Source organism: Vibrio sp. 10N.222.52.B12, from assembly GCF_002875385.1.
GTDB classification, from domain to species: Bacteria; Pseudomonadota; Gammaproteobacteria; order Enterobacterales; family Vibrionaceae; genus Vibrio; species Vibrio jasicida.
This window is the reverse complement of sequence record NZ_MDAW01000113.1, coordinates 1-21,754: the sequence shown is the minus strand read 5'-3', so window position 1 is coordinate 21,754 and position 21,754 is coordinate 1. Positions and strand designations below refer to the sequence as shown.

Annotated in this window: 19 protein-coding genes and 8 tRNA genes; 2 read left to right on the top strand and 25 right to left on the bottom strand. The window is 46.0% G+C overall.

Annotated elements, in window-relative coordinates; all coding sequences use genetic code 11:
- Positions 1–255: 255 nt before the first annotated feature.
- The 12 genes from lipA to leuS form a co-directional block, all read right to left on the bottom strand.
- Positions 256–1,221 carry a lipoyl synthase gene (lipA, locus tag BCT11_RS10415; protein ID WP_038875607.1) on the bottom strand — a complete coding sequence of 322 codons (966 nt, stop codon included), beginning with the start codon at positions 1,219–1,221 and terminating at the stop codon, positions 256–258.
- Complete coding sequence (gene lipB / locus BCT11_RS10410) at positions 1,218–1,880, bottom strand: lipoyl(octanoyl) transferase LipB (RefSeq protein WP_039973735.1); 663 nt, start codon at positions 1,878–1,880, stop codon at positions 1,218–1,220. Before lipB ends, lipA begins: the two co-directional genes overlap by 4 nt.
- 176 nt (positions 1,881–2,056) lie before the next feature.
- Positions 2,057–2,335 carry a DUF493 family protein YbeD gene (ybeD, locus tag BCT11_RS10405; RefSeq protein ID WP_038865384.1) on the bottom strand — a complete coding sequence of 93 codons (279 nt, stop codon included), beginning with the start codon at positions 2,333–2,335 and terminating at the stop codon, positions 2,057–2,059.
- A gap of 161 nt (positions 2,336–2,496) precedes the next feature.
- Positions 2,497–3,675: a serine hydrolase gene (locus tag BCT11_RS10400; RefSeq protein WP_038865383.1), complete on the bottom strand. Its 1,179-nt coding sequence runs from the start codon at positions 3,673–3,675 to the stop codon at positions 2,497–2,499.
- 92 nt (positions 3,676–3,767) lie between these two features.
- A complete protein-coding gene (locus BCT11_RS10395) occupies positions 3,768–4,571 on the bottom strand; it encodes a septal ring lytic transglycosylase RlpA family protein (RefSeq protein WP_038865382.1) in 804 nt (267 codons plus the stop codon).
- Positions 4,572–4,574: 3 nt separating this feature from the next.
- Positions 4,575–5,696: a rod shape-determining protein RodA gene (gene rodA, locus BCT11_RS10390; RefSeq protein WP_038865381.1), complete on the bottom strand. Its 1,122-nt coding sequence runs from the start codon at positions 5,694–5,696 to the stop codon at positions 4,575–4,577.
- Positions 5,696–7,621, bottom strand: a complete 1,926-nt coding sequence (mrdA, locus tag BCT11_RS10385) for a penicillin-binding protein 2 (RefSeq protein ID WP_102388286.1) — start codon at positions 7,619–7,621, stop codon at positions 5,696–5,698. Before mrdA ends, rodA begins: the two co-directional genes overlap by 1 nt.
- A gap of 29 nt (positions 7,622–7,650) precedes the next feature.
- Complete coding sequence (gene rlmH / locus BCT11_RS10380) at positions 7,651–8,121, bottom strand: 23S rRNA (pseudouridine(1915)-N(3))-methyltransferase RlmH (RefSeq protein ID WP_038873801.1); 471 nt, start codon at positions 8,119–8,121, stop codon at positions 7,651–7,653.
- 4 nt (positions 8,122–8,125) lie between these two features.
- Positions 8,126–8,443 (bottom strand): ribosome silencing factor, encoded by a 318-nt coding sequence (gene rsfS, locus BCT11_RS10375; protein ID WP_038875827.1) that lies wholly within the window; start codon positions 8,441–8,443, stop codon positions 8,126–8,128.
- Positions 8,444–8,531: 88 nt separating this feature from the next.
- Entirely contained in the window at positions 8,532–9,551 is a 1,020-nt protein-coding gene (gene holA, locus BCT11_RS10370) for a DNA polymerase III subunit delta (RefSeq protein WP_102388285.1), read from the bottom strand.
- A gap of 5 nt (positions 9,552–9,556) precedes the next feature.
- Positions 9,557–10,114, bottom strand: a complete 558-nt coding sequence (gene lptE / locus BCT11_RS10365) for an LPS assembly lipoprotein LptE (protein WP_102388284.1) — start codon at positions 10,112–10,114, stop codon at positions 9,557–9,559.
- Between the two features lie 171 nt (positions 10,115–10,285).
- Positions 10,286–12,859 carry a leucine--tRNA ligase gene (gene leuS / locus BCT11_RS10360; protein WP_042601004.1) on the bottom strand — a complete coding sequence of 858 codons (2,574 nt, stop codon included), beginning with the start codon at positions 12,857–12,859 and terminating at the stop codon, positions 10,286–10,288.
- 155 nt (positions 12,860–13,014) lie between these two features.
- Here leuS and BCT11_RS10355 point away from each other — a divergent pair, with 155 nt between their 5' ends.
- A complete protein-coding gene (locus tag BCT11_RS10355) occupies positions 13,015–13,485 on the top strand; it encodes a zinc ribbon-containing protein (protein WP_038873812.1) in 471 nt (156 codons plus the stop codon).
- A gap of 60 nt (positions 13,486–13,545) precedes the next feature.
- Here the strand turns inward: BCT11_RS10355 and lnt are convergent, their stop codons facing one another.
- The 5 genes from lnt to miaB all read right to left on the bottom strand — a co-directional run bounded on the left by lnt (position 13,546) and on the right by miaB (position 19,168).
- Positions 13,546–15,063, bottom strand: a complete 1,518-nt coding sequence (lnt, locus tag BCT11_RS10350) for an apolipoprotein N-acyltransferase (RefSeq protein ID WP_102388283.1) — start codon at positions 15,061–15,063, stop codon at positions 13,546–13,548.
- Between the two features lie 37 nt (positions 15,064–15,100).
- Positions 15,101–16,000 carry a CNNM family magnesium/cobalt transport protein CorC gene (corC, locus tag BCT11_RS10345; RefSeq protein WP_038873816.1) on the bottom strand — a complete coding sequence of 300 codons (900 nt, stop codon included), beginning with the start codon at positions 15,998–16,000 and terminating at the stop codon, positions 15,101–15,103.
- A gap of 105 nt (positions 16,001–16,105) precedes the next feature.
- Positions 16,106–16,570 carry an rRNA maturation RNase YbeY gene (gene ybeY, locus BCT11_RS10340; RefSeq protein ID WP_038875833.1) on the bottom strand — a complete coding sequence of 155 codons (465 nt, stop codon included), beginning with the start codon at positions 16,568–16,570 and terminating at the stop codon, positions 16,106–16,108.
- A 2-nt stretch (positions 16,571–16,572) separates the two neighbouring features.
- Positions 16,573–17,670, bottom strand: coding sequence for a PhoH family protein (locus tag BCT11_RS10335; RefSeq protein WP_102388282.1), 1,098 nt, complete (start codon positions 17,668–17,670; stop codon positions 16,573–16,575).
- Between the two features lie 73 nt (positions 17,671–17,743).
- Entirely contained in the window at positions 17,744–19,168 is a 1,425-nt protein-coding gene (miaB, locus tag BCT11_RS10330; RefSeq protein WP_038873822.1) for a tRNA (N6-isopentenyl adenosine(37)-C2)-methylthiotransferase MiaB, read from the bottom strand.
- Between the two features lie 258 nt (positions 19,169–19,426).
- Here miaB and BCT11_RS10320 point away from each other — a divergent pair, with 258 nt between their 5' ends.
- A complete protein-coding gene (locus tag BCT11_RS10320; RefSeq protein WP_102388281.1) occupies positions 19,427–20,602 on the top strand; it encodes a 2-octaprenyl-3-methyl-6-methoxy-1,4-benzoquinol hydroxylase in 1,176 nt (391 codons plus the stop codon).
- 153 nt (positions 20,603–20,755) lie between these two features.
- Here BCT11_RS10320 and BCT11_RS10315 read toward each other — a convergent pair.
- The 8 genes from BCT11_RS10315 to BCT11_RS10280 all read right to left on the bottom strand — a co-directional run bounded on the left by BCT11_RS10315 (position 20,756) and on the right by BCT11_RS10280 (position 21,719).
- Positions 20,756–20,840: transfer RNA gene (locus BCT11_RS10315), tRNA-Leu, on the bottom strand.
- A 55-nt stretch (positions 20,841–20,895) separates the two neighbouring features.
- Positions 20,896–20,970, bottom strand: a tRNA-Gln gene (locus BCT11_RS10310).
- A 46-nt stretch (positions 20,971–21,016) separates the two neighbouring features.
- Positions 21,017–21,101: transfer RNA gene (locus BCT11_RS10305), tRNA-Leu, on the bottom strand.
- Positions 21,102–21,154: 53 nt separating this feature from the next.
- A tRNA-Met gene (locus BCT11_RS10300) sits at positions 21,155–21,231 on the bottom strand.
- A gap of 41 nt (positions 21,232–21,272) precedes the next feature.
- Positions 21,273–21,357, bottom strand: a tRNA-Leu gene (locus BCT11_RS10295).
- Positions 21,358–21,421: 64 nt separating this feature from the next.
- A tRNA-Gln gene (locus BCT11_RS10290) sits at positions 21,422–21,496 on the bottom strand.
- 30 nt (positions 21,497–21,526) lie between these two features.
- Positions 21,527–21,611: transfer RNA gene (locus BCT11_RS10285), tRNA-Leu, on the bottom strand.
- 33 nt (positions 21,612–21,644) lie between these two features.
- Positions 21,645–21,719, bottom strand: a tRNA-Gln gene (locus BCT11_RS10280).
- Positions 21,720–21,754 lie beyond the last annotated feature (35 nt).

Here is a 21,754-nt window from a genome sequence, read left to right as displayed (position 1 = left end):
TATTTCTGCGATTCGGTTTGATTATTTGATTGATGAAAGGTCCTCATTTGAGGGCCTTTTTGTTTTTCTAGCGTATGGAAATATCAGCTTAGAGTGCGCTGAAATCAGATTTCTGATATCGCCTAGGATCTTCGGAATGACGCTGCTTTTGGTTCTGAGAAATAGGCTTATTGTCCAAATGATGGTGTTTTATGTTCGACAGATACAAAAAAGGCTGGCGCTGAGCCAACCTTTCTCTTCAAAACAAGCGAGCGCTTATTTAATCTCGATACCTTGAGCCTGCATATCGGCATGGTAAGAAGAACGAACGAATGGACCACACGCCGCGTGCGTGAAGCCAAGTTCTAGTGCGATCTCTTTTAGCTCGTCAAACTCTGATGGTGGAACGTAACGCTCTACTGGCAGGTGGTGACGGCTTGGTGCTAGGTACTGACCAAGTGTCAGCATTGTTACACCGTGTGCACGTAGGTCTTTTAGTACTTGGACGATCTCTTCTTTCGTTTCGCCAAGACCCATCATAACACCTGATTTGGTCGGTACATTTGGGTGCTGCTCTTTGAACTTTTGCAGCAATTGTAGTGACCACTTGTAGTTCGCGCCTGGGCGAGCTTTACGGTACAAACGAGGTGCCGTTTCTAGGTTGTGGTTGAAGACATCTGGCGGGTTGTCTTTCATCAGATCAAGTGCGACATCCATACGGCCACGGAAATCAGGTACAAGCGTTTCAATCTTGATGTGTGGGTTCAGTTCGCGGATTTCACGGTTACAGTTTGCAAAGTGCTCTGCACCGCCATCACGCAAATCATCGCGGTCTACTGAAGTGATAACGACGTATTTCAGCTTCATGTCTGCGATGGTTTTAGCCAGTTTCTTCGGCTCTTCAGCTTCTACTGCAAGCGGACGGCCATGGGCAACGTCACAGAATGGACAACGGCGAGTACAGATAGCGCCAAGGATCATGAAAGTAGCCGTACCGTGGTTAAAACATTCCGCTAGGTTAGGGCAAGAGGCTTCTTCACATACTGAGTGAAGGTTGTTCTTGCGCATCGCTGATTTGATGTCTTGAATACGTTGGCTGTCGGCTGGTAGCTTGATCTTCATCCAATCAGGCTTACGTAGCACTTCTTTCTGCTCTGTAGGCATGTTCTTTACGGGAATCAATGCCATTTTGTCAGCGTCGCGGTATTTGACGCCTTTTTCCATCTGGATTGGTTTGCTCATGCTTTGTTACCTTGAGAAGGTGCTTCTGTGCTGAATTCTACTTGCTCGTAATCAAGCAAAGTAACGAGTTCTTGTATTAGTTGTTTTTCCACGGCTTCGATATCTTCAGGGCCGCCAACTTGGCTAACCTGAACCATCTCCATTCCTTCATAGCCACAAGGGTTTATACGTAAAAACGGACCTAAGTCCATATTGACGTTCAACGCTAGGCCGTGGAATGAGCATCCTTTGCGAATGCGAAGGCCGAGAGAACATATTTTTTTACTGTCGACATAAACACCTGGGGCATCTGGTCGCGCAGCAGATTCGATATTGTATGCCTTTAGGGTGTTGATCACGAGGTTCTCGATGTGCGTAACGAGATCTCGCACCCCTAATTTTTTACGACGCAGGTTGATCAGAAAGTAAGCGACAAGCTGACCAGGACCATGGTAGGTCACTTGACCCCCGCGATCGCTTTGTACAACAGGAATATTACCAGTGTTAATGAGGTGTTCGGCTTTACCCGCTTGACCTTGTGTAAATACTGGGTTGTGTTCTACCAACCAAACTTCATCAGGCGTGTCGTCTGTGCGTTGATCAGTGAACTCATGCATCGCCTTCCATACAGGCTCATAATCTTGGCGTCCAAGTCGTCTTACAACAAGTTGGTGTTGCATGGGGATTCCTGTCACTAATATATAAAGTTTTTGGATTATAAACCGGATGAGTTTGATGCTCTACAGTTGAGTAACAGATTTTTAACTGAAAGAGTCAGTGGTTTTCATTATCTACATGATAAATAAAAAGAAAGCAGCCGAAGCTGCTTTCAAAAAAAATTTAATTTATCAAAAAATTATAGAACCATGCGTACGATGTCGATTTCACCCAGTTCTTTGTAAAGGGTTTCAACCTGCTCGATAGAGGTAGCAGTAATATTGATAGACACCGAGTGGTAGTTGCCCTTAGCACTTGGTTTTACTGCTGGGCTGTAGTCACCTGGAGCATGACGCTGGATTACTTCAAGAACGAGTTCTGGAAGTTCAGGTTTTGCATGCCCCATTACCTTGTAAGTAAATGAACAAGGGAACTCAAGCAGGTCTTTCAATTTTGCATCAGAGTTGATGGTTAGCATATCGGTAACTCCAGTTGGTATTCGTTGCGGTGCGAAATAGTACAGTCAAATTAGGGTGAACTCAAGATCATCCCCAAGCATCTTAACGTCGCTTGAGTATAGATAACAAAGCCGCCCTAGTTGGCGGCTTTGCGGACTTGTTTGTTGTTCAGAAGCGACTGTTAGAAGAAGCTCTTAAACAACAATACGATGTAGTCCCACATACGGCTAAATAGGCTGCCTTGGTCTACAGTTTCTAATGCCATTAGTGGGTACTCAGCAATATCTTCACCATCAATTTGATAGTATAGCTTACCAACTACATCACCTTTATTAATTGGGGCTTCTAGCTCTTTTTCAAGTACAAAGCTTGCCTTTAGATTCTTTGCTTCACCACGAGGTAGCGTTACGTAAGTATCTTGGTCAAGACCCAGAGCAACCGTATCTTTGTTACCCATCCATACTTTTTCTTCTACAAACGTTTCACCCGCTTTATGTGGCGCAACGGTTTCGAAGAAGCGGAAGCCGTAGCTCAGTAGCTTTTTGCTTTCTGATTTACGAGCGTTTGCATCTTTGGTACCCATCACCACTGCAACTAGGCGCATTTGACCTTCAGTTGCTGAACTTACTAGGCTGTAGCCCGCGTTGCTAGTATGGCCAGTCTTGATGCCATCAACGTTCATGCTCTTATCCCACAATAGGCCGTTACGGTTGTACTGTGTGATGCCGTTGTAAGTGAATTTTTTATCTGAGTAGATACGGTACTCATCAGGAACGTCACGGATCAATGCTTTACCAAGCAGTGCCATGTCATAAGGTGTTGAGTATAGATTTGGGTTATCTAGGCCGTGCACGTTAGCAAAATGCGTGTTGCTCATGCCAATTGTGTTTGCCCATGCGTTCATTAGGTCTACGAATGCATCTTCAGAGCCTGCAATGTGTTCAGCCATTGCGACACAAGCGTCGTTACCTGATTGAATAATGATACCGCGGTTTAGGTCTTTCACCTTAACTGTGGTGCCAACTTCAATGAACATTTTTGAAGAATCAGGGAAGTTTTTCGCCCATGCGTTCTTACTGATGGTTACATCATCGTCTTCTGAAATATTACCACGCGCTAGCTCTTGGCCAATTACGTAGCTGGTCATCATTTTTGTCAGACTAGCAGGAGACAACTTTGTGTTCATCTCTTTCTCAGCCAGAACTTTACCTGAGTTGTAATCCATCAAAACGTAGCCTTTCGCTGCGATTTGAGGTGCGTCTGGGACAACAACTGGTGAAGCAAAAGCAGATTGAGCGATGGTTGCAGTTAGCGCAACCGAAGAAACGAGAATAGATTTCACAAACTTATTTTTATTCATGGTAATTCAAATTTTTTGGTTAACTGTCGACATCTTAACAGAATCCCTGCTTATGTAAGAAGGGCTCTGCATAGAAATTCATGACACCAAGGTCATTTGTCAGTTTTGTGTTTTTTAATAAATGCGGACGAATAGCCGAGCAACTTTACTTTATCCAGTGTTGCTTGCGTCAGGGAATAGTCAGTAAATGGCCCTAGCAACAAGCGGTGAGTTTCTTTCGTGCTCTCCAAGAAAGTTTCTGTATCCAGCTTTTGACCAAGCTCTTGGCCTAAAGTTCGCGCTCGATCTTCATATTTTGAAGAAGCAACTTGAATCACGTATTTTGGGTGCGCAGCTAAAGACTTTTCATCGGTTGGCTTATCAATGGTGATGACTTCAATTTGTACGTTCGCTGTGCCTGTTTTCACGACGTCGAGCTTATGAGCGGCGGCGTAGCTTAAATCAATAATACGGCCGTCATGAAATGGGCCACGGTCGTTAACTCGTACAACGGTTGATTTACCATTGTCGGTATTGGTGACTTTAACGTAGCTCGGTAATGGCAGCGTTTTGTGTGCGGCTGTCATTGAGTACATATCGTAAATTTCACCGTTGGACGTTAGGTGACCTTGGAATTTTTTTCCGTACCAAGAGGCACGGCCTTTTTCCGTAAAACCTTTTGCGTTACGAACGATTTTGTAGTCGGAACCTCGTAGATTGTAATCGCTGTTACCACCTAAGCTGTATGGTTCATATTTAGGATGCGCATCCTCAATGTGCTCGACCGATAGAGGTTTATCTGGTGCTACATCGGATTCAAGTTCATAACGGCCTTCTTGTGTTTTTTGGTCGGTAGAAGAACAGCCCGCCAAAATAACAGCAGAAAAAACTAAGGAATATAAAGCGCGTTTTTGCATGGTCTAGGTCGCCTTAGAGAATGCTTTTCGGTGCGTGTGGATCGACATCAAAATGCCAAAACCAGCCATCAGTGTCACCATGGAAGTGCCACCATAACTGATCAACGGTAAAGGTACGCCTACTACGGGTAGGATGCCACTTACCATGCCGATATTTACAAAAATATACACGAAGAAGCTGAGTACAATACTGCCTGCCATCATTCGGCCAAACGCAGTTTGTGCTTGGCTTGCGAGGTAGAGACCTCGTCCAATAATAAAGAGATAGATGGTCAACAGGCAAAGGAAGCCAATCATACCCCATTCTTCAGCAATTACTGCAAAGATAAAGTCAGTGTGACGTTCAGGAAGAAATTCTAACTGTGATTGAGTGCCTTGCAACCAACCTTTGCCGGAAATACCACCAGAACCAATCGCAATTTTACTTTGGATGATGTGATAACCGGCACCGAGAGGGTCTGATTCAGGGTTGAACAGAGTACGAACGCGCACTTTTTGATACTCACGCATCAAGAAGAACCACAAAACGGGAATGAAACCACCAAGCGCCAGTGCGGCACCAGCAATGATTTTCCAACTGATACCCGCAAGGAAGATAACAAAGATGCCTGATGCAGCGATCAGAATCGAGGTCCCTAAGTCAGGTTGCTTTGCGATGAGAATGGTTGGCAAGCAAACCATGATCAACGCAACGATGAGGGTTTTGAACGTCGGGGGAAGTGGTTGACGACCGATATAGCGCGCGACCATCAAGGGTACGGCGAGCTTGAGAAGCTCAGAAGGTTGGAATCGAACAAAGCCAAGATTTAGCCAGCGCTGTGCGCCTTTGGAAGCTTCACCAAAGAAGAGCACGCCAAAGAGCAGTATGACACCACCGACAAACATGAGAGGCGCGAGGCTTTCGTAAGTTCTGGGCGAGATCTGTGCTAAGACGATCATCACGACTAATGATAGGGCCATGCGCATGGCTTGGCGGTCCATCATCGCCAAGCTCTGGCCACTGGCGCTGTACATGATGACCAAGCCAAAGGCCATTAGTGCAAAGATGCCGAGTAAAAGCGGCAAGTCGATATGGAAGCGTTCAAACAGGGCTCGGTTCTTACCTGTAGAGGGATCCATTTTCATCACTGCGTTACCTCTTGTTTCTCTTTGGCTTGCTCATCGTCTGGTTCGATTTTTTCTGGCCCAACGATCACTCGGTCGAAGATCTTTCTTGCTACTGGTGCGCCATTACTTGAACCACCACCGGCGTTTTCAAGTACGATTGAAACGACAACTTTAGGATCGTCAAATGGCGCAAAACCGGTAAACAGGGCGTGGTCGCGTAGATGTTCTGCGACTTCGTCTGCGTTGTATTCTTCGTCTTCACCTAGACCGAAGACCTGAGCAGTACCTGATTTACCACCCGTTTGGTAATCCATATTGTAGAAAGAGCGACGAGCCGTCCCTTTCGCACCATGGTTTACCAAGCGCATGCCTTCTTTGGCCATGTTCCAGTATTTATCCGGCACATTTTGAATTGGCGGGTAGGTGACGTATTCAGAGGTCTTTTGCTCTTCAAAATCACCGCCATTATCAATTGTCGCTTTGAGCAAATGTGGCGCGGCTACGGCGCCTTCGTTGACCAACACCGATGTTGCTTTGGCAATTTGCATTGGTGTTGCTGTCCAGTAACCTTGCCCGATACCAACAGGAATCGTATCGCCTTTGTACCAAGGGGTTTTATGGCGAGCCATTTTCCATTCACGCGTTGGCATGTTTGCTTTGCTTTCTTCGTAAATATCGATGCCGGTATAGTCACCAAAACCAAACATCATCATCCAATTCGAGATACGGTCGATACCCATGTCATAAGCGACTTGATAGAAGAAAGTATCAACGGATTCTTCTATCGACTTGATGATATCTACGCGACCATGGCCCCAACGCAGCCAGTCACGGAATGGGCGAGTATCGGAGTTTGGAATGCGCCAGTAGCCAGGGTCATTACGCGTTGTTTTTGGTGTTACTACACCCTCTTCCAAAGCTGCAACGGCCATAAATGGCTTAATGGTGGAAGCTGGGGGGTAAATACCTAGCGTAGTTCGGTTTACAAGTGGACGGTTTTTGTCGTTCAAGAGGGCTCGGTAAGCTTTGCCTGAGATACCGTGGACAAACGAGTTTGGATCGTAGCTCGGGCTTGAAACCATCGCGAGCACACCATTGTCTTTAGGATCCAAAACCACCGCACTACCACGACGCCCATCTAATAATTGGTGAACGTATAGTTGTAAGTTGATGTCGAGGTTTAACACGATGTCTTGACCCGGAATCGGCGGGACATACTTTAAGGTACGAATTACTCGGCCACGGCTGTTGACTTCGACTTCTTGGTAACCCGCGGTACCGTGCAATAAATCTTCGTAGTATTTTTCAATACCTAGTTTGCCGATATCACGAGTGGCTTGGTAGTTCGCGTCTTTTTCTTCACGAACTAGGCGTTGCATGTCACGATCGTTGATGCGTGATACGTAGCCAATAACGTGGGTCAGTACTTCACTAAATGGGTAGTAACGCTTCAATGTTGCGCTGATTTCAACACCCGGAAAGCGGTATTGGTTTACTGAGAAAACAGCAACTTGGTTTTCATCTAACTGAGTAAGTAGTGGTACGGATTTAAAGCGACGCGTACGTTTACGTTCACGCTGGAAACGTTCAATTTGCTCTGGCGTGATTTCAAGAATGGTTTGTAGCTCTTCGATGGTGCCGTCAATGTCTTTGATTTTTTCTGGAGTAAGCTCCAAGTTGAAGACAGGGCGGTTTTCAGCGAGCAAAATACCGTTGCGGTCGTAAATAAGACCACGGTTTGGTGCGATTGGAACGACTTTGATACGGTTGTCGTTAGAGCGAGTTTGGTAATCTTGGAACTGGTTAACCTGTATGTTGTACATGTTAGCAACCAGTAACCCCATCAAAATGACGATACCCAAAAAAGCAAAAATAGCGCGACTGGAAAACAGGCGCGCTTCAGCTTGGTAGTCTCGGATTTGACTGCGGCGTTTACGAATCATTAACGCTTGTCTCTACGGCTAAGCAGCGATTATTCGCGGTGATAAGGGTGGTTAGCAGTAATGCTCCACGCTCGGTATAAACTCTCCGCCATGACAATACGCACAAGTGGGTGCGGTAAGGTCAATGCAGACAAAGACCAACTTTGATCAGCGGCGGCTTTACATGCAGGAGAAAGCCCTTCTGGGCCACCAATTAAAATAGAAACGTCGCGAGCATCTAATTTCCAAGCTTCTAACTGTTCTGCCAGTTGTGGGGTATCCCACTTTTTGCCTGGGATATCCAATGTCACGATGCGGTTGCCTTTTGGGACTGCTGCCAACATAGCTTCGCCTTCTTTTTGAAGAATACGTGCAATGTCGGCATTTTTTCCACGTTTCCCTGCTGGGATCTCAACCAACTCAAGTGGCATATCATGAGGGAAGCGACGACGGTATTCTTGGAATCCCTCTTCGACCCATTTGGGCATTTTAGTGCCTACAGCAATCAGTTGAATTTTCAAAAGATTAACCCCAAAGCTTTTCTAGCTGGTACAGGTTACGGTGTTCATCTTGCATGACATGAAGCATGGCATCGCCCATATCGAGAACAACCCATTCACCTTCTTTCTCGCCTTCCATACCTAGTGGTTCTAGACCAGCTTTCTTCACTTCAGATGCGACGTGATCAGCAATAGATGAAACGTGACGTTTAGAGGTGCCAGTACAAATGATCATGTAATCTGTCACGCTAGATTTGTCTTCTACATTCAGAATTACAATCTCTTCTGCTTTCATGTCGTCAGCTTTATCAGCTAAAAAGTCTTTAAGTTCTTCGCGAAGCACTCGGTTTTCCTCGGTTTTCTTTTCAATCTGTGGGTGTTTTGAATCATATTAATCAAAACTGGCCGCGCACTATATCACGCTTTGAATTCTAAATTGCCAGCTTAATATCAGGTGAACAGGTTTCTAAGCTCAACTGGTGAATCGTTGGCCACACAGATTCTTCATATTGGGTTTTCGCTTTTATCTCGGCGTGAGCCAAAAGAGATAAAAGCGCACAAATGCGGCTTGTTGACAGACGTGTCAAAGCTGCGTTGTAAAATGGGCGTTTGTTTTGCCACACACGATGCTTTTCAAATACCTGGATCATACCCATTTGGGTTAAGTCGCGGTGCATGTTCAGCAGTTGATTAAACTCTTTCTGTACACTGCGGATCAGAATGATGGTTTCGACGCCTTCCGCTTCTAATTGACGCAGTATACGTTGTGCACGATTGGCTTTACCCGCTAACAGAGCGTCGATCCAGTGGAAGGTCGTAAAGTGGTTATGGCGACTTAAGGCTGCTTCCAATCGCACCACAGTTAACTCACCATCTGGGTAGATTAGAGCAAGTTTCTCTAAGCTTTGTGAGAGCGCAAACAAATTACCTTCATGCCATTGTGCCAACACTTGCAGTGATTGTTGGTCCGCCTTTAGACCAAGGGCACGGCAGCGAGTTTGCACAAACATGGGTAAGCGTTGTAAATCGGGTGTTAAGCAACTCACCCAATCACCCTTTGCACTCAGGGCTTTAAACCATTTTGCGTTTTCTTGTGCTTTGTTAAGTTTGCTGCCAATGACGACTAACATGATATCGTCATGCAGCATTTCGCATAGGCTGACTAGCTCTTTACTGATCGCTGCGTTTGCGCCGGCTTCTGGTAACTCTAATTCAATTAACTGACGGCTTGAAAACAAACTCAATGCTTGGAAACAGTCGTAAACTTGGTTCCAATCTAGACTCGCATCCACAGCAAAGCGATGTCTTTCTTCAAAACCGTGCTGGCGCGCGGTGTGCTGAATCGCTTGTCGGCTTTCTTGAATCAATAAGGGTTCATTACCGAAAATTAGATAAACCTGCTTTACGTGTTTTGCTAAATGGTCGGCCAGCTTATCGGCATAAATTCGCATTTTGATTAAGAGTCAGTTTTGTTGTCGTTAGTGTTTGTCGCATCAGGGATAATATGGCCTTGTTCGTACTCTGCACGAACTCGACCTAGCTGACGCATCATTTGGCTTGCGGCTTGCTGACGCATTTCATCTTCGATAACGTCGCGCTCTACTGACTTAGCTAGGGCAGTGAGTGGGTTATCAAGATAGTTACGGTTTACTGTTGTTGTGAAGGCTTTTGAACCGAACTCAGGAATTGTAACGCGGTATTGCACTACATAGGTCAGCTCTTTTTCTGCAGCACGACTGTTTTGATACAGCGACAGCGTACGTTCGTCAATGGTTGCTTCAATTAGGTGTAGGTTTGGTGTGTTAGCAGAAGGCTGTACCAAGTCCACTTTATTCAGTTCAAGTTGAGCTCGTACATATCGAGTCAAAGGACTGTATTCATCATAGCTAGTGAATGACATGGTGTGCAGTTCTTCCGGAACGGAATACTCGCCACGAAGGTGAAAACCACAGGCAGAAAGAAGCCCCGCTAATACCAATACCACTGGTAGTTTAATCAAAGAGAAAAAGCGCATTGATTGTATTCATCCTAAATTTAAGGGGTTATTTACCTTAAACCACTCATCGTGAATGGTTTGAGGTAAATAAACAGGGTGAGGACTCACCCTGTTAGAAAACTCATGCCGAACGAATCAGTTCGCTCGGCGTTGAGTTCTTGCAAGCTGCATTTCGTTGGTAACGAGCGGCTAGTTTGCAACGATGTTCAATAGTTTACCTGGTACGTAAATCACTTTACGGATAGTTAGACCATCTAGGAACTTCTTCGCGTTCTCGTCGTTTAGACCAAGCTCACGAACTTGCTCTTCTGAAGCGTCAGCAGCAACGGTTAGCTTCGCACGTAGTTTACCGTTGATCATCACAACGATAGTTTTCTCGTCTTCAACCAGAGCTTTCTCATCAAACGTTGGCCATGCCGCGTTGTCGATGTCTGCCTCACCTAGCGCTGCCCATAGTTCGTAAGAGATGTGCGGAGTGATTGGGTAAAGCATTGCAACTACAGCTTTAAGTGCTTCATCAAGGATTGCACGGTCTTGTACAGATTCTTGAGGCGCTTTCGCAAGCTTGTTCATCAGTTCCATGATCGCTGCGATTGCTGTGTTGAATGTTTGACGACGAGCGATATCGTCCGTTACTTTCGCGATAGTTTTATGAACGTCACGACGAAGTGCTTTTTGGTCGCCAGAAAGTGCGCTTGCATCAACTGACTCAGCTGCACCTTTTGAAGCGTGAGCGTGAACCAGTTTCCAAACACGTTTCAGGAAGCGGTTAGCACCTTCTACGCCAGACTCTTGCCATTCAAGGGTCATGTCTGCTGGTGAAGCAAACATCATGAATAGACGTACCGTGTCAGCACCGTACTTGTCTACCATTTCTTGAGGGTCGATACCGTTGTTTTTCGACTTAGACATTTTGATCATGCCTGAGTGCGTTACATCACGGCCTTCATTGTCTTTCGCTGAAGTGATACGACCTTTACCGTCACGTTCAACAGCAACATCTGTTGGGGCAACCCACTCTTTACCGCCTTTTTCGTTCTCGAAGTAGAACGCATCAGCCAGTACCATGCCTTGACACAGCAGTTGCTTGAACGGTTCGTCAGACGTTACGTAGCCTGCGTCACGTAGCAGTTTGTGGAAGAAGCGAGAGTACAGTAGGTGCATACAAGCGTGCTCGATACCACCGATGTACTGGTCTACCGGTAGCCAGTAGTTTGCTTTTTCTGGATCTAGGATGTCGTCAGCTTGTGGTGAACAGTAACGTGCGTAGTACCAAGAAGACTCCATGAACGTATCGAACGTATCTGTCTCACGTAGAGCAGGTTCGCCGTTGAATGTTGTCTTCGCCCATTCTTTGTCTGCTTTGATTGGGCTTGTTACGCCGTCCATTACCACGTCTTCTGGAAGAATAACGGGTAGTTGGTCAGCGGGTACTGGGTGAACTTCGCCGTCTTCAGTGGTTACCATAGGGATTGGTGCACCCCAGTAACGTTGACGAGATACCCCCCAGTCACGTAGACGGAAGTTAACTGTCTTAGTGCCTTTGCCTTCTGCTTCTAGCTTCGCTGCGATTGCATCGAACGCCGCTTGGAATTCTAGACCGTCGAATTCACCTGAATCGAACAGTACACCTTTCTCGGTGTATGCCGCTTCAGAGATGTCTAGCTCACTGCCATCAACCGGTTTGATGACAGGAACGATGTCTAGGCCGTATTTCGTTGCAAATTCGTAGTCACGTTGGTCGTGTGCAGGAACCGCCATTACTGCGCCTGTGCCGTAGTCCATCAGTACGAAGTTTGCTACGTAAACTGGCACTTCACGACCGTTCAATGGGTGAATAGCAGTAAGGCCAGTAGCCATACCTTTTTTCTCCATTGTCGCAAGCTCAGCTTCTGCTACTTTGGTGTTTTTACATTCTTCGATGAATGACGCTAGCTCTGGGTTGTTCTGAGCTGCGATAGCCGCAAGAGGGTGACCTGCTGCGATACCAACGTAAGTCACACCCATTAGTGTGTCTGGACGCGTGGTGTAAACTTCTAAATCTTGTTGACCGTTAACTTCAAACTTGAGTTCCACGCCTTCAGAACGACCGATCCAGTTACGCTGCATGGTCTTAACCATTTCTGGCCAACCTTCAAGTTTGTCTAGGTCGTCTAGTAGCTCTTGAGCGTATTCAGTGATCTTAATAAACCACTGTGGAATTTCTTTTTGTTCTACCGGAGTATCACAACGCCAGCAACAGCCGTCTTCAACCTGTTCGTTTGCAAGAACAGTTTGATCGTTTGGACACCAGTTAACAGAAGAGGTCTTCTTGTAAACCAGACCTTTCTCGTAAAGCTTAGTGAAGAACTCTTGTTCCCAACGGTAGTACTCTGGCGTACAGGTTGCGAATTCACGATTCCAGTCGTAACCAAAACCAAGAAGCTTAAGTTGGTTCTTCATGTATTCAATGTTTTCGTAAGTCCAAGGCGCCGGTGCAGTGTTGTTTTTTACTGCCGCGTTTTCCGCAGGTAGACCGAATGCATCCCAACCGATTGGTTGCATTACGTTTTTGCCTTGTAGGCGTTGGAAACGAGATACTACGTCACCGATGGTGTAGTTGCGCACGTGACCCATGTGCAGTCGACCACTTGGGTATGGGAACATGGATAGACAGTAGAATTTTTCTTTGTTTGGGTCTTCACTTACAACAAAGGTCTTGTTGTCATCCCAGTGCTTTTGAACTTTTTGTTCAAGGTCTTGTGGATTGTATTGTTCTTGCATCGATGGTATCCGGTTATCTTGGAATTTGTGAGTTCGGTTAGAACAGACTTAAATAGATCGTCATAGAATACCTAAAGCTAGGGATCACAACAATAGCCAATCTGTACCCATGCGCCTAGAAGTGACGCTTGGTAGTGGAAAGATGGAGGTCAGTTATGCCTAAACGTAAAGCAGGTTATGAGGAAATGCTCGAGGATGTGATGGAAACCTTGAAGCACAGTCCGGATGAAGTTAACAAAGTATTCGAAACGTCGGGCAAAGTCGTGGATGCCGCTAACGACATGACCAAAGATGAGCTCTCACTAATTTCAGCTTACGTAAAAGCCGATTTAAAAGAGTTTTCCGACAGCTATGAGGAAGGAAAAAGCGGGCCTTTTTATCTCACCATTGCCGATTCAATCTGGCAAGGTTTACTGGATATTACCGATAAAACTAAAGTTGAGTGGGTTGAGTTGTTCGATGATTTAGAGCATCAAGGCTTGTATGAAGCGGGCGAAGTCATCGGGCTCGGGACATTGGTCTGTGATGAATGTGGTCATAAAACCACTTACAACCATCCAACGGTCATAATTCCATGCATCAAGTGTAATCATACTGGTTTTAGTCGCCAATCTCTCAAGCCATAACATGCAGTCAAAAAATACAACGCAATAAAAAAGAGGCTACCAGAGCCTCTTTTTTTGATGTTATTTGCGTTTTCTTGGTAACCACCAAGCCAATATAAGGCTCAGTGCTGCCCAGATATATAATGGCCAAGTACCAAAGGTGCGATAAGGTGTTTGTCCGTCTGTCGGAACCAACTCTGCGCGCAATACCGCTGTCTCAAACTGAGGGATTTGCTCGATGATCTTACCTTTATGATCAGTAACAGCTGTCAAACCATTATTGGTTGAACGAATCAGCGGTTTTCCAAGCTCCAATGCACGCATACGTGCGATTTCCATATGTTGTAGTGGACCAATGGAGTGACCGAACCAAGCATCATTTGATAGCGTTAGTATGAAGTCAGTATCGTCTGTGACGTTCTGACGAACTTGTTCGCTAAAGATGATCTCGTAGCACAAAGCCGGGTCCATATGTTTACCATTCGCCACAATGTTTGGTTGTACGAAATCGCCACGGCTGAACGATGACATCGGTAAGTTGAAGAAGGGCGCTAATGGACGTAACACCTCTTCAAATGGAACAAATTCACCAAATGGAAGTAAGTGATGCTTGTGATAGCGTTTGTCTAAATCAAAGCTGTAATCGCCGTATGGATTCACACCCAATGAGAGAATGCTGTTGTAGAACTGGCCGTCTTCTCCTTGGTTAACCACGCCGGTGATGATCGCGCTGTTATTCATTTTCGCCGCAGCATCGATGTTTCTCAAGAACGACGGGACTTCGATTTCAAATGCCGGAATCGCAGCCTCAGGCCAAACGATGATGTCGGCATCCCAGTTTTCACGCGTTAAGTCGGCATACTTCATGATGGTTGGCCAGCGCTGGCTTGGTAGCCATTTTAGGTTCTGATCAACATTACCTTGGATTAAGGCGATTTTGGTTGTGTCTTCCGGACGAGGTGTCACCCAGTCGTATTGGCTGATGCCAAAACCTGCGCTGAGCAAAACCACAGGGATAATGACCATCAGCCACTGCTTATGCACCCAAGCGTAAGCCAGAGAACCAGCACTCATTAGTATGAATAAGGTTAGGAGTTCTACACCACCAATAGGTGCGAAGCTGGCCAATGGGCCATCAATTTGGCTGTAACCCAGCCACAACCATGGGAAGCCGGTCATAACCCAACCGCGTAGCCAATCAGTGACTAACCACAGAGCAGGAGCGGCTAATAATGCTTTAGTGAGAGTAAGTTGTGGGAAGAACTTATTGCTAAGCCAAGCGAATAGGCCGGTGTAAATCGATAAGTAAGCAATCAGCAAACCCATCAGGAATAGATTTGCAATGAGCGGCATCCCGCCAAAGCCAGCGATGCTGACATAAACCCAACTAACGCCGGTGGAGAATTGGCCGAGTCCCCACGCATAACCGATCCAAAGTGCACGCTTAGGTGATTGGTTTGCAAGAAGAATAAGAAGGATAGCAGGGCTGAGTATGGCAATAGGCCATAACTGGTAAGGGGCAAATGCTAGGGTAGTGGAAGCGCCAACAAAAGCGGCCACTAAGGGCCGCTTTAGGCGATGAAAGAGTACATTCATCATTATATTTTTCTGATATTCCCGTTGTTAGGGTATCGCGTTACTCTTGAGTGGCTTCAACCAGCGTTTCTTCGTCTGGAATCGTCACTTGGAGTTGAATGACACGACGGTTATCGGCAGCGGTGACTTTGAAGTTATAGCCTTCAATTTCGACCAACTCACCACGAGATGGTAAGTGACCAAAGGCAGTCATTACCATACCACCTACAGTATCCACTTCTTCATCGCTGAAGTCGGTACCGAATGTCTCATTAAACTCTTCAATGGTTGTCAGAGCTCTGACAGCAAAGGTATGCTTGCTTAGCTTACGGATATCGGTTTCTTCTTCGTCATCGAACTCATCTTCAATATCCCCTACGATTTCTTCAAGGATATCTTCGATTGTTACTAGACCAGAAACGCCACCGAATTCGTCGACAACAATCGCCATGTGATAACGTTCTTCACGGAATTCTTTTAGCAGGCGGTCGACACGTTTACTTTCCGGTACAACCACTGCTTGTCGAATTACTTCTTCGATATCAAATGGGTTACTGCCTGAGCCCAAGTATTTGAGTAAGTCCTTCGCTAATAGAATGCCTTCTACATGGTCTTTATCTTCGCTAATCACAGGGTAGCGAGAGTGTTGAGCATCAGTAATTAGAGCGATCAAAGTATCAAGATCGTCTGTGCGCTCAACCGTAACCATTTGCGAACGCGGGATCATGATGTCACGCACGCGCATTTCAGAGATTTCCATAACACCTTCAAGCATGTCGCGGGTGTCGTGGTCAATCAGGTCGTTGATTTCTGAGTCGCGGATAACATCCACAAGCTCTTGGCGGTCTTTTGGTTCGCCTTGAAATAGTTGACCTAGACGTTCAAAGAAGGACTTTCTACTCGGACCTTCTGCCTTTTCTTTCTTGCCTTCATTAGAAGAGGGAGAATTATCTTCGTTCATTGTTTCTCAATTAAGTAACGCTATCAGATGTGTGATAGCTCACATAGAAAAGCGATCACGAGGTCGCACCTAGGTGGTTCGCTTTTCCCTGTCGAGCAACCAAAGTTACTCTTTTTCAGCAATGTACGGGTCTTCGTAACCCATGCCTTGCATGATTTCTGTCTCGAGGGATTCCATCTCTTCAGCTTCATCATCCTCGATATGATCATAACCTAGCAGATGCAAGCTGCCATGTACAACCATATGCGCCCAATGTGCTAGTAGAGGCTTGTTCTGCTCAATTGCCTCTTTTTCAACTACTTGGCGACAGATTATCAAATCGCCTAGGAGATCCATTTCCATACCAGGTGGTACTTCGAATGGGAAAGACAGCACATTAGTCGGCTTATCTTTACCACGGTATTCGTGGTTTAGCTCGTGACTTTCTTGCTCGTCGACAATACGAATCGTCAGTTCCGCTTGAGGCTGAAATAGAGGAATAGTCTTATCTAGCCACAATTGGAAATCTTGCTCAGAAGGTAAACCTTCTTCATTTTCGACTGCCAGTTGCAAATCAAGTTCAATTGCCATGTTTATTCCTTACTCGCCGCGACTTGTGAACTCAGCTCTGCTTTTGCTGCTTCTAGCAATTTAGCATCACGTTCTTCGCGTCGGTGTTTTTCAAACTCTTTGCGCTCTTTTTGGTCTTGCGCTTCCCACTTCTCATAAGCATTAACAATACGAGCAACCACTGGGTGGCGCACGACATCGTCTGCTTGGAAGAAGTTAAAGCTGATGTCATCAACTTCACTCAGTACTTCAATTGCGTGGCGAAGACCTGATTTTGCACCGCGTGGTAAGTCAATCTGGGTAACGTCACCAGTCACAACGGCACGAGAGTTGAAGCCGATACGGGTCAGGAACATCTTCATTTGCTCAACCGTGGTGTTTTGACTCTCATCAAGAATGATGAAAGCGTCGTTCAAAGTACGACCACGCATGTAAGCAAGAGGCGCAACCTCTATCACGTTACGTTCAATCAGCTTTTCTACGCGCTCAAAACCCAGCATTTCAAATAGGGCATCGTAGAGAGGACGTAGGTATGGGTCGACTTTCTGGCTCAAATCACCAGGTAGGAAGCCCAGTTTCTCACCTGCTTCAACCGCAGGGCGAGTTAATAGAATACGACGGATCTCTTGACGCTCTAGTGCGTCAACGGCTGCTGCAACCGCGAGATAGGTTTTACCTGTACCCGCAGGACCGATACCGAAAGTGATATCGTGCGTCACCATGTTCATCAAGTATTGACCTTGATTCGGTGTACGCGGCTTGATCACGCCTTTTTTGGTTTTTACGAAGACTTCTTTGCCGTGCTCGAACGTTGATTCTGTCGTCTGTTCCAGTACGCCTGATTCTTTGATTGCCAGATGGATCTGTTCTGGCTCAATGTCAGGTGTTTCACCACGAACGGGTGCTGTTTCTACGTATAGGGTTTTGAGAATATCCAGCGCAGCTGCCGCGGTATGAGGTTTACCCACGATGGTGAAAAGATCGCTACGGTGGTTGATTTCAACGCCTAAACGACGTTCTAAATGCTTGATGTTGTCATCGAAAGGACCGCACAGGCTTGCAAGTCGGCGGTTGTCTGAAGGTTCTAGATTGATTTCTAGCGTTACGATTTTATTGCTCAATGTTGCCTCTCATTTTATGCCACTTAACGAGAGCCTGACAACGACCAGGCTCTCAATGGCTATTTGTACGAGCTTATGGCGTAAAAGTAGCTACACCTAGCTCATCTTCGCGACGTGTTTTCGCCATCATTTGCATTGGTGAAATCACACTACGAAGGTCCATGTCTTTTTCTGTACGTACTAGCTCACCACGTAGTGAGTTAGCAAATACGTCCGTAATCTTCACGTCAACGAACTGACCGATTAGGTCTGCGCTACCTTCAAAGTTTACTACACGGTTGTTTTCTGTACGAGCACGTAGCTCCATTAGGTTCTTTTTAGAAGGACCTTCAACCAGAACGCGTTGCTCAGTGTCTAGCATTAGACGAGAGTAGCGCATTGCTTGTGTGTTTACGGTTTGTTGCAGCTCGTATAGACGCTCTTTCTTCACTTGCTCTGATAGATCACAAGGGTAATCTGCCGCTGGTGTCCCTGGGCGTGGAGAGAAGATAAAGCTGAAGCTCATGTCAAAGTCTACGTCTTTGATTAGCTTCATTGTGTCTTGGAAATCTTTGTCTGTTTCACCAGGGAAACCAACGATAAAGTCTGAACTGATTTGGATATCAGGACGTGCTTTACGTAGCTTACGGATGATCGACTTGTATTCGATGCCAGTGTGAGGACGTTTCATCATAGTCAGCACTCGGTCACTACCACTTTGTACTGGTAGGTGAAGGAAGCTTACTAGCTCAGGTGTGTCTTCGTATACTGCGATGATGTCATCAGTAAATTCTAATGGATGGCTTGTTGTAAAGCGGATACGATCAATACCATCGATAGACGCAACCAAACGAAGCAGTTCTGCGAATGAACAGATCTCACCGTCATGCATAGGACCACGGTACGCGTTTACGTTTTGGCCCAGTAGGTTCACTTCGCGGACGCCTTGTTCTGCTAGTTGTGCGATTTCGAACAGTACGTCATCCATTGGGCGGCTTACTTCTTCACCGCGAGTGTACGGTACTACACAGTAAGTACAGTACTTAGAACAACCTTCCATGATAGAAACGAACGCTGTCGCACCTTCAGCACGAGGCTCTGGTAGACGGTCGAACTTTTCGATCTCTGGGAATGAAATGTCCATGACTGGTGCTTCATCCGATTGAGATTGCTTAATCATCTCAGGAAGACGGTGAAGGGTTTGTGGACCAAAAATTACGTCAACGTATGGAGCACGTTGACGAATGTGATCGCCTTCTTGAGTTGCTACACAACCACCAACGCCGATAACCACGCCAGGTTTTTTATCTTTTAGTGTTTTCCAACGACCAAGCTGGTGGAAAACTTTCTCTTGCGCCTTTTCACGGATCGAACAGGTGTTAAGTAGAAGTACGTCTGCTTCCTCTGGCTCTTCGGTCAGCTCATAGCCGTTTGCAGCATTAAGCAGGTCGGCCATTTTTGATGAATCGTATTCGTTCATCTGGCAGCCCCAGGTTTTAATTAGCAGTTTCTTACTCATCTCACTTTCGCTCGTTCAGTTGTACTTAAATCGGAGAGCTATTGCTCAAATTATAGCCGCCATCTCGGCGGTAAGCGGCGTATTGTACTGCTTTAAAAAGCACCTGACTAGTGATCTGACGAATTCTCTGCAAACCCTGATGAAATCTAGATTTTTACCCCATACGAAGCAAGGTTTTGTATTAAAGAATTTTGTAAAAATAGCCGTGGAACGTACAATTAAAAAACGCCAAATAATCAATACGATGAAGAGCAAAAAATGAACAAGTATGATATCGCCGTAATCGGTGGCGGCATGGTCGGTGCAGCGATGGCTGTCGGGTTTGCTAAGCAGGGCAGAAGTGTTGTGGTTGTGGAAGGTGCTGAACCTAAGGCTTTTGAAGCTTCTCAAGCCTTGGATATTCGTGTTTCAGCAATCTCACACCAATCAGTAAAGTTACTTGATTCATTAGATGCGTGGTCAGCAATTGAGAGCATGCGAGTGTGTCCTTATCGTCGTTTGGAAACGTGGGAACACCCAGAGTGCCGTACTCGTTTTCACTCTGATGAACTGTCATTGGAGCAGCTAGGCTATATCGTTGAAAACCGACTAATCCAACTTGGTCTTTGGCAAGCTTTCGCACAATACGACAACTTAACGGTAATGTGTCCAGAGCGACTAAAAGACATTGAATTTGCCGAGGTTAACCGTGTAACACTAGAAAGTGGCGAGCAGTTTGAAGCTAGCTGGGTGATTGGTGCCGATGGCGCGAACTCGAAAGTTCGGCAATTGGCGGGTATTGGCGTAACCGCGTGGGATTACCGTCAACACTGCATGCTGATCAACGTGAAAACCGAACTTCCTCAACAAGACATCACTTGGCAGCAATTTACTCCGTCAGGTCCACGTTCGTTCTTGCCGCTATGCTCATTAACTGAAGATGGTAAAGAAGTGGGGCAGGGTTCGCTGGTGTGGTATGACTCACCAAAACGTATTAAGCAATTGTGTGCGATGACGAAACCCCAGCTAAAAGAAGAGATCTTACGTCACTTCCCAGCTGAATTGGGCGATATCAACGTTTTACAGTTTGGTTCATTCCCACTGACTCGTCGTCATGTTCAAAGTTATTCAAACAAGAATTGCGTGTTAGTGGGCGACTCTGCCCATACAATTAACCCACTTGCTGGGCAAGGCGTGAATCTTGGCTTCAAGGATGTTGATGTCCTGCTTTCAGTGACGGATCAGCAAGAGCAACTTAATGATTCATTACTCGCCAAGTATGAGCGCGCTCGTCGACCAGATAACTTACTAATGCAAACTGGCATGGATGTGTTCTACAAAGGCTTTAGCAATGATTTAGGGCCACTGAAGTTCGCTCGTAATGCGGCATTAAAGTTAGCAGAAAACTCAGGGCCGATTAAAGCTCAAGTATTGAAGTACGCATTGGGTATGTAAGTCTGGATACCCAATGCGTCAGGTAGAAAAGCAATAGATAGAAAAAAAGCGAGCCATGAGCTCGCTTTTTTAATTCGATAAATCAGAGATCTACCGAGTCCAGAATCGGAAAAAAGAAAAAACCCAGCAAATTAATGCTGGGTTTTTCAATCATGGTGCGGTCGGAGAGACTTGAACTCTCACACCTTGCGGCGCCAGAACCTAAATCTGGTGCGTCTACCAATTCCGCCACGACCGCATCGTGTTTTTTTAGTTACTAAGGTAATTGGTATAACCTTAACAACGTTTTGTAATGGCAGGGCTACCTGGATTCGAACCAGGGAATGGCGGCATCAAAAGCCGCTGCCTTACCGCTTGGCGATAGCCCTACAGGTCTTAGTCTTTCAGCTAAGTGCTTCCCAATCAAGGAAAGTATGGTGCGGTCGGAGAGACTTGAACTCTCACACCTTGCGGCGCCAGAACCTAAATCTGGTGCGTCTACCAATTCCGCCACGACCGCGCTTTAATACTTCTGATCAATAGTCGTAAGTATAAACTATTTATCTGAATAAATGGTGGCTACGACGGGATTCGAACCTGTGACCCCATCATTATGAGTGATGTGCTCTAACCAGCTGAGCTACGTAGCCAACAATATGTTTTAACAACATATGTATTCTTTTAATTAAGATGGTGCGGTCGGAGAGACTTGAACTCTCACACCTTGCGGCGCCAGAACCTAAATCTGGTGCGTCTACCAATTCCGCCACGACCGCATCTTAATTGTTGTTATCGAGAGAATTGGTAAAACCTCAATAACGTCCCTTTAAAGGGATAATATGGCAGGGCTACCTGGATTCGAACCAGGGAATGGCGGCATCAAAAGCCGCTGCCTTACCGCTTGGCGATAGCCCTACAATGCTCTAATAAAAGAGACTTTAATAATGGTGCGGTCGGAGAGACTTGAACTCTCACACCTTGCGGCGCCAGAACCTAAATCTGGTGCGTCTACCAATTCCGCCACGACCGCATAACTACTGAGTAAACTCAATAATTAAAATAGTGGCAGGTCTACCTGGATTCGAACCAGGGAATGGCGGCATCAAAAGCCGCTGCCTTACCGCTTGGCGATAGACCTGCAGGCAATAAATATATGGTGCGGTCGGAGAGACT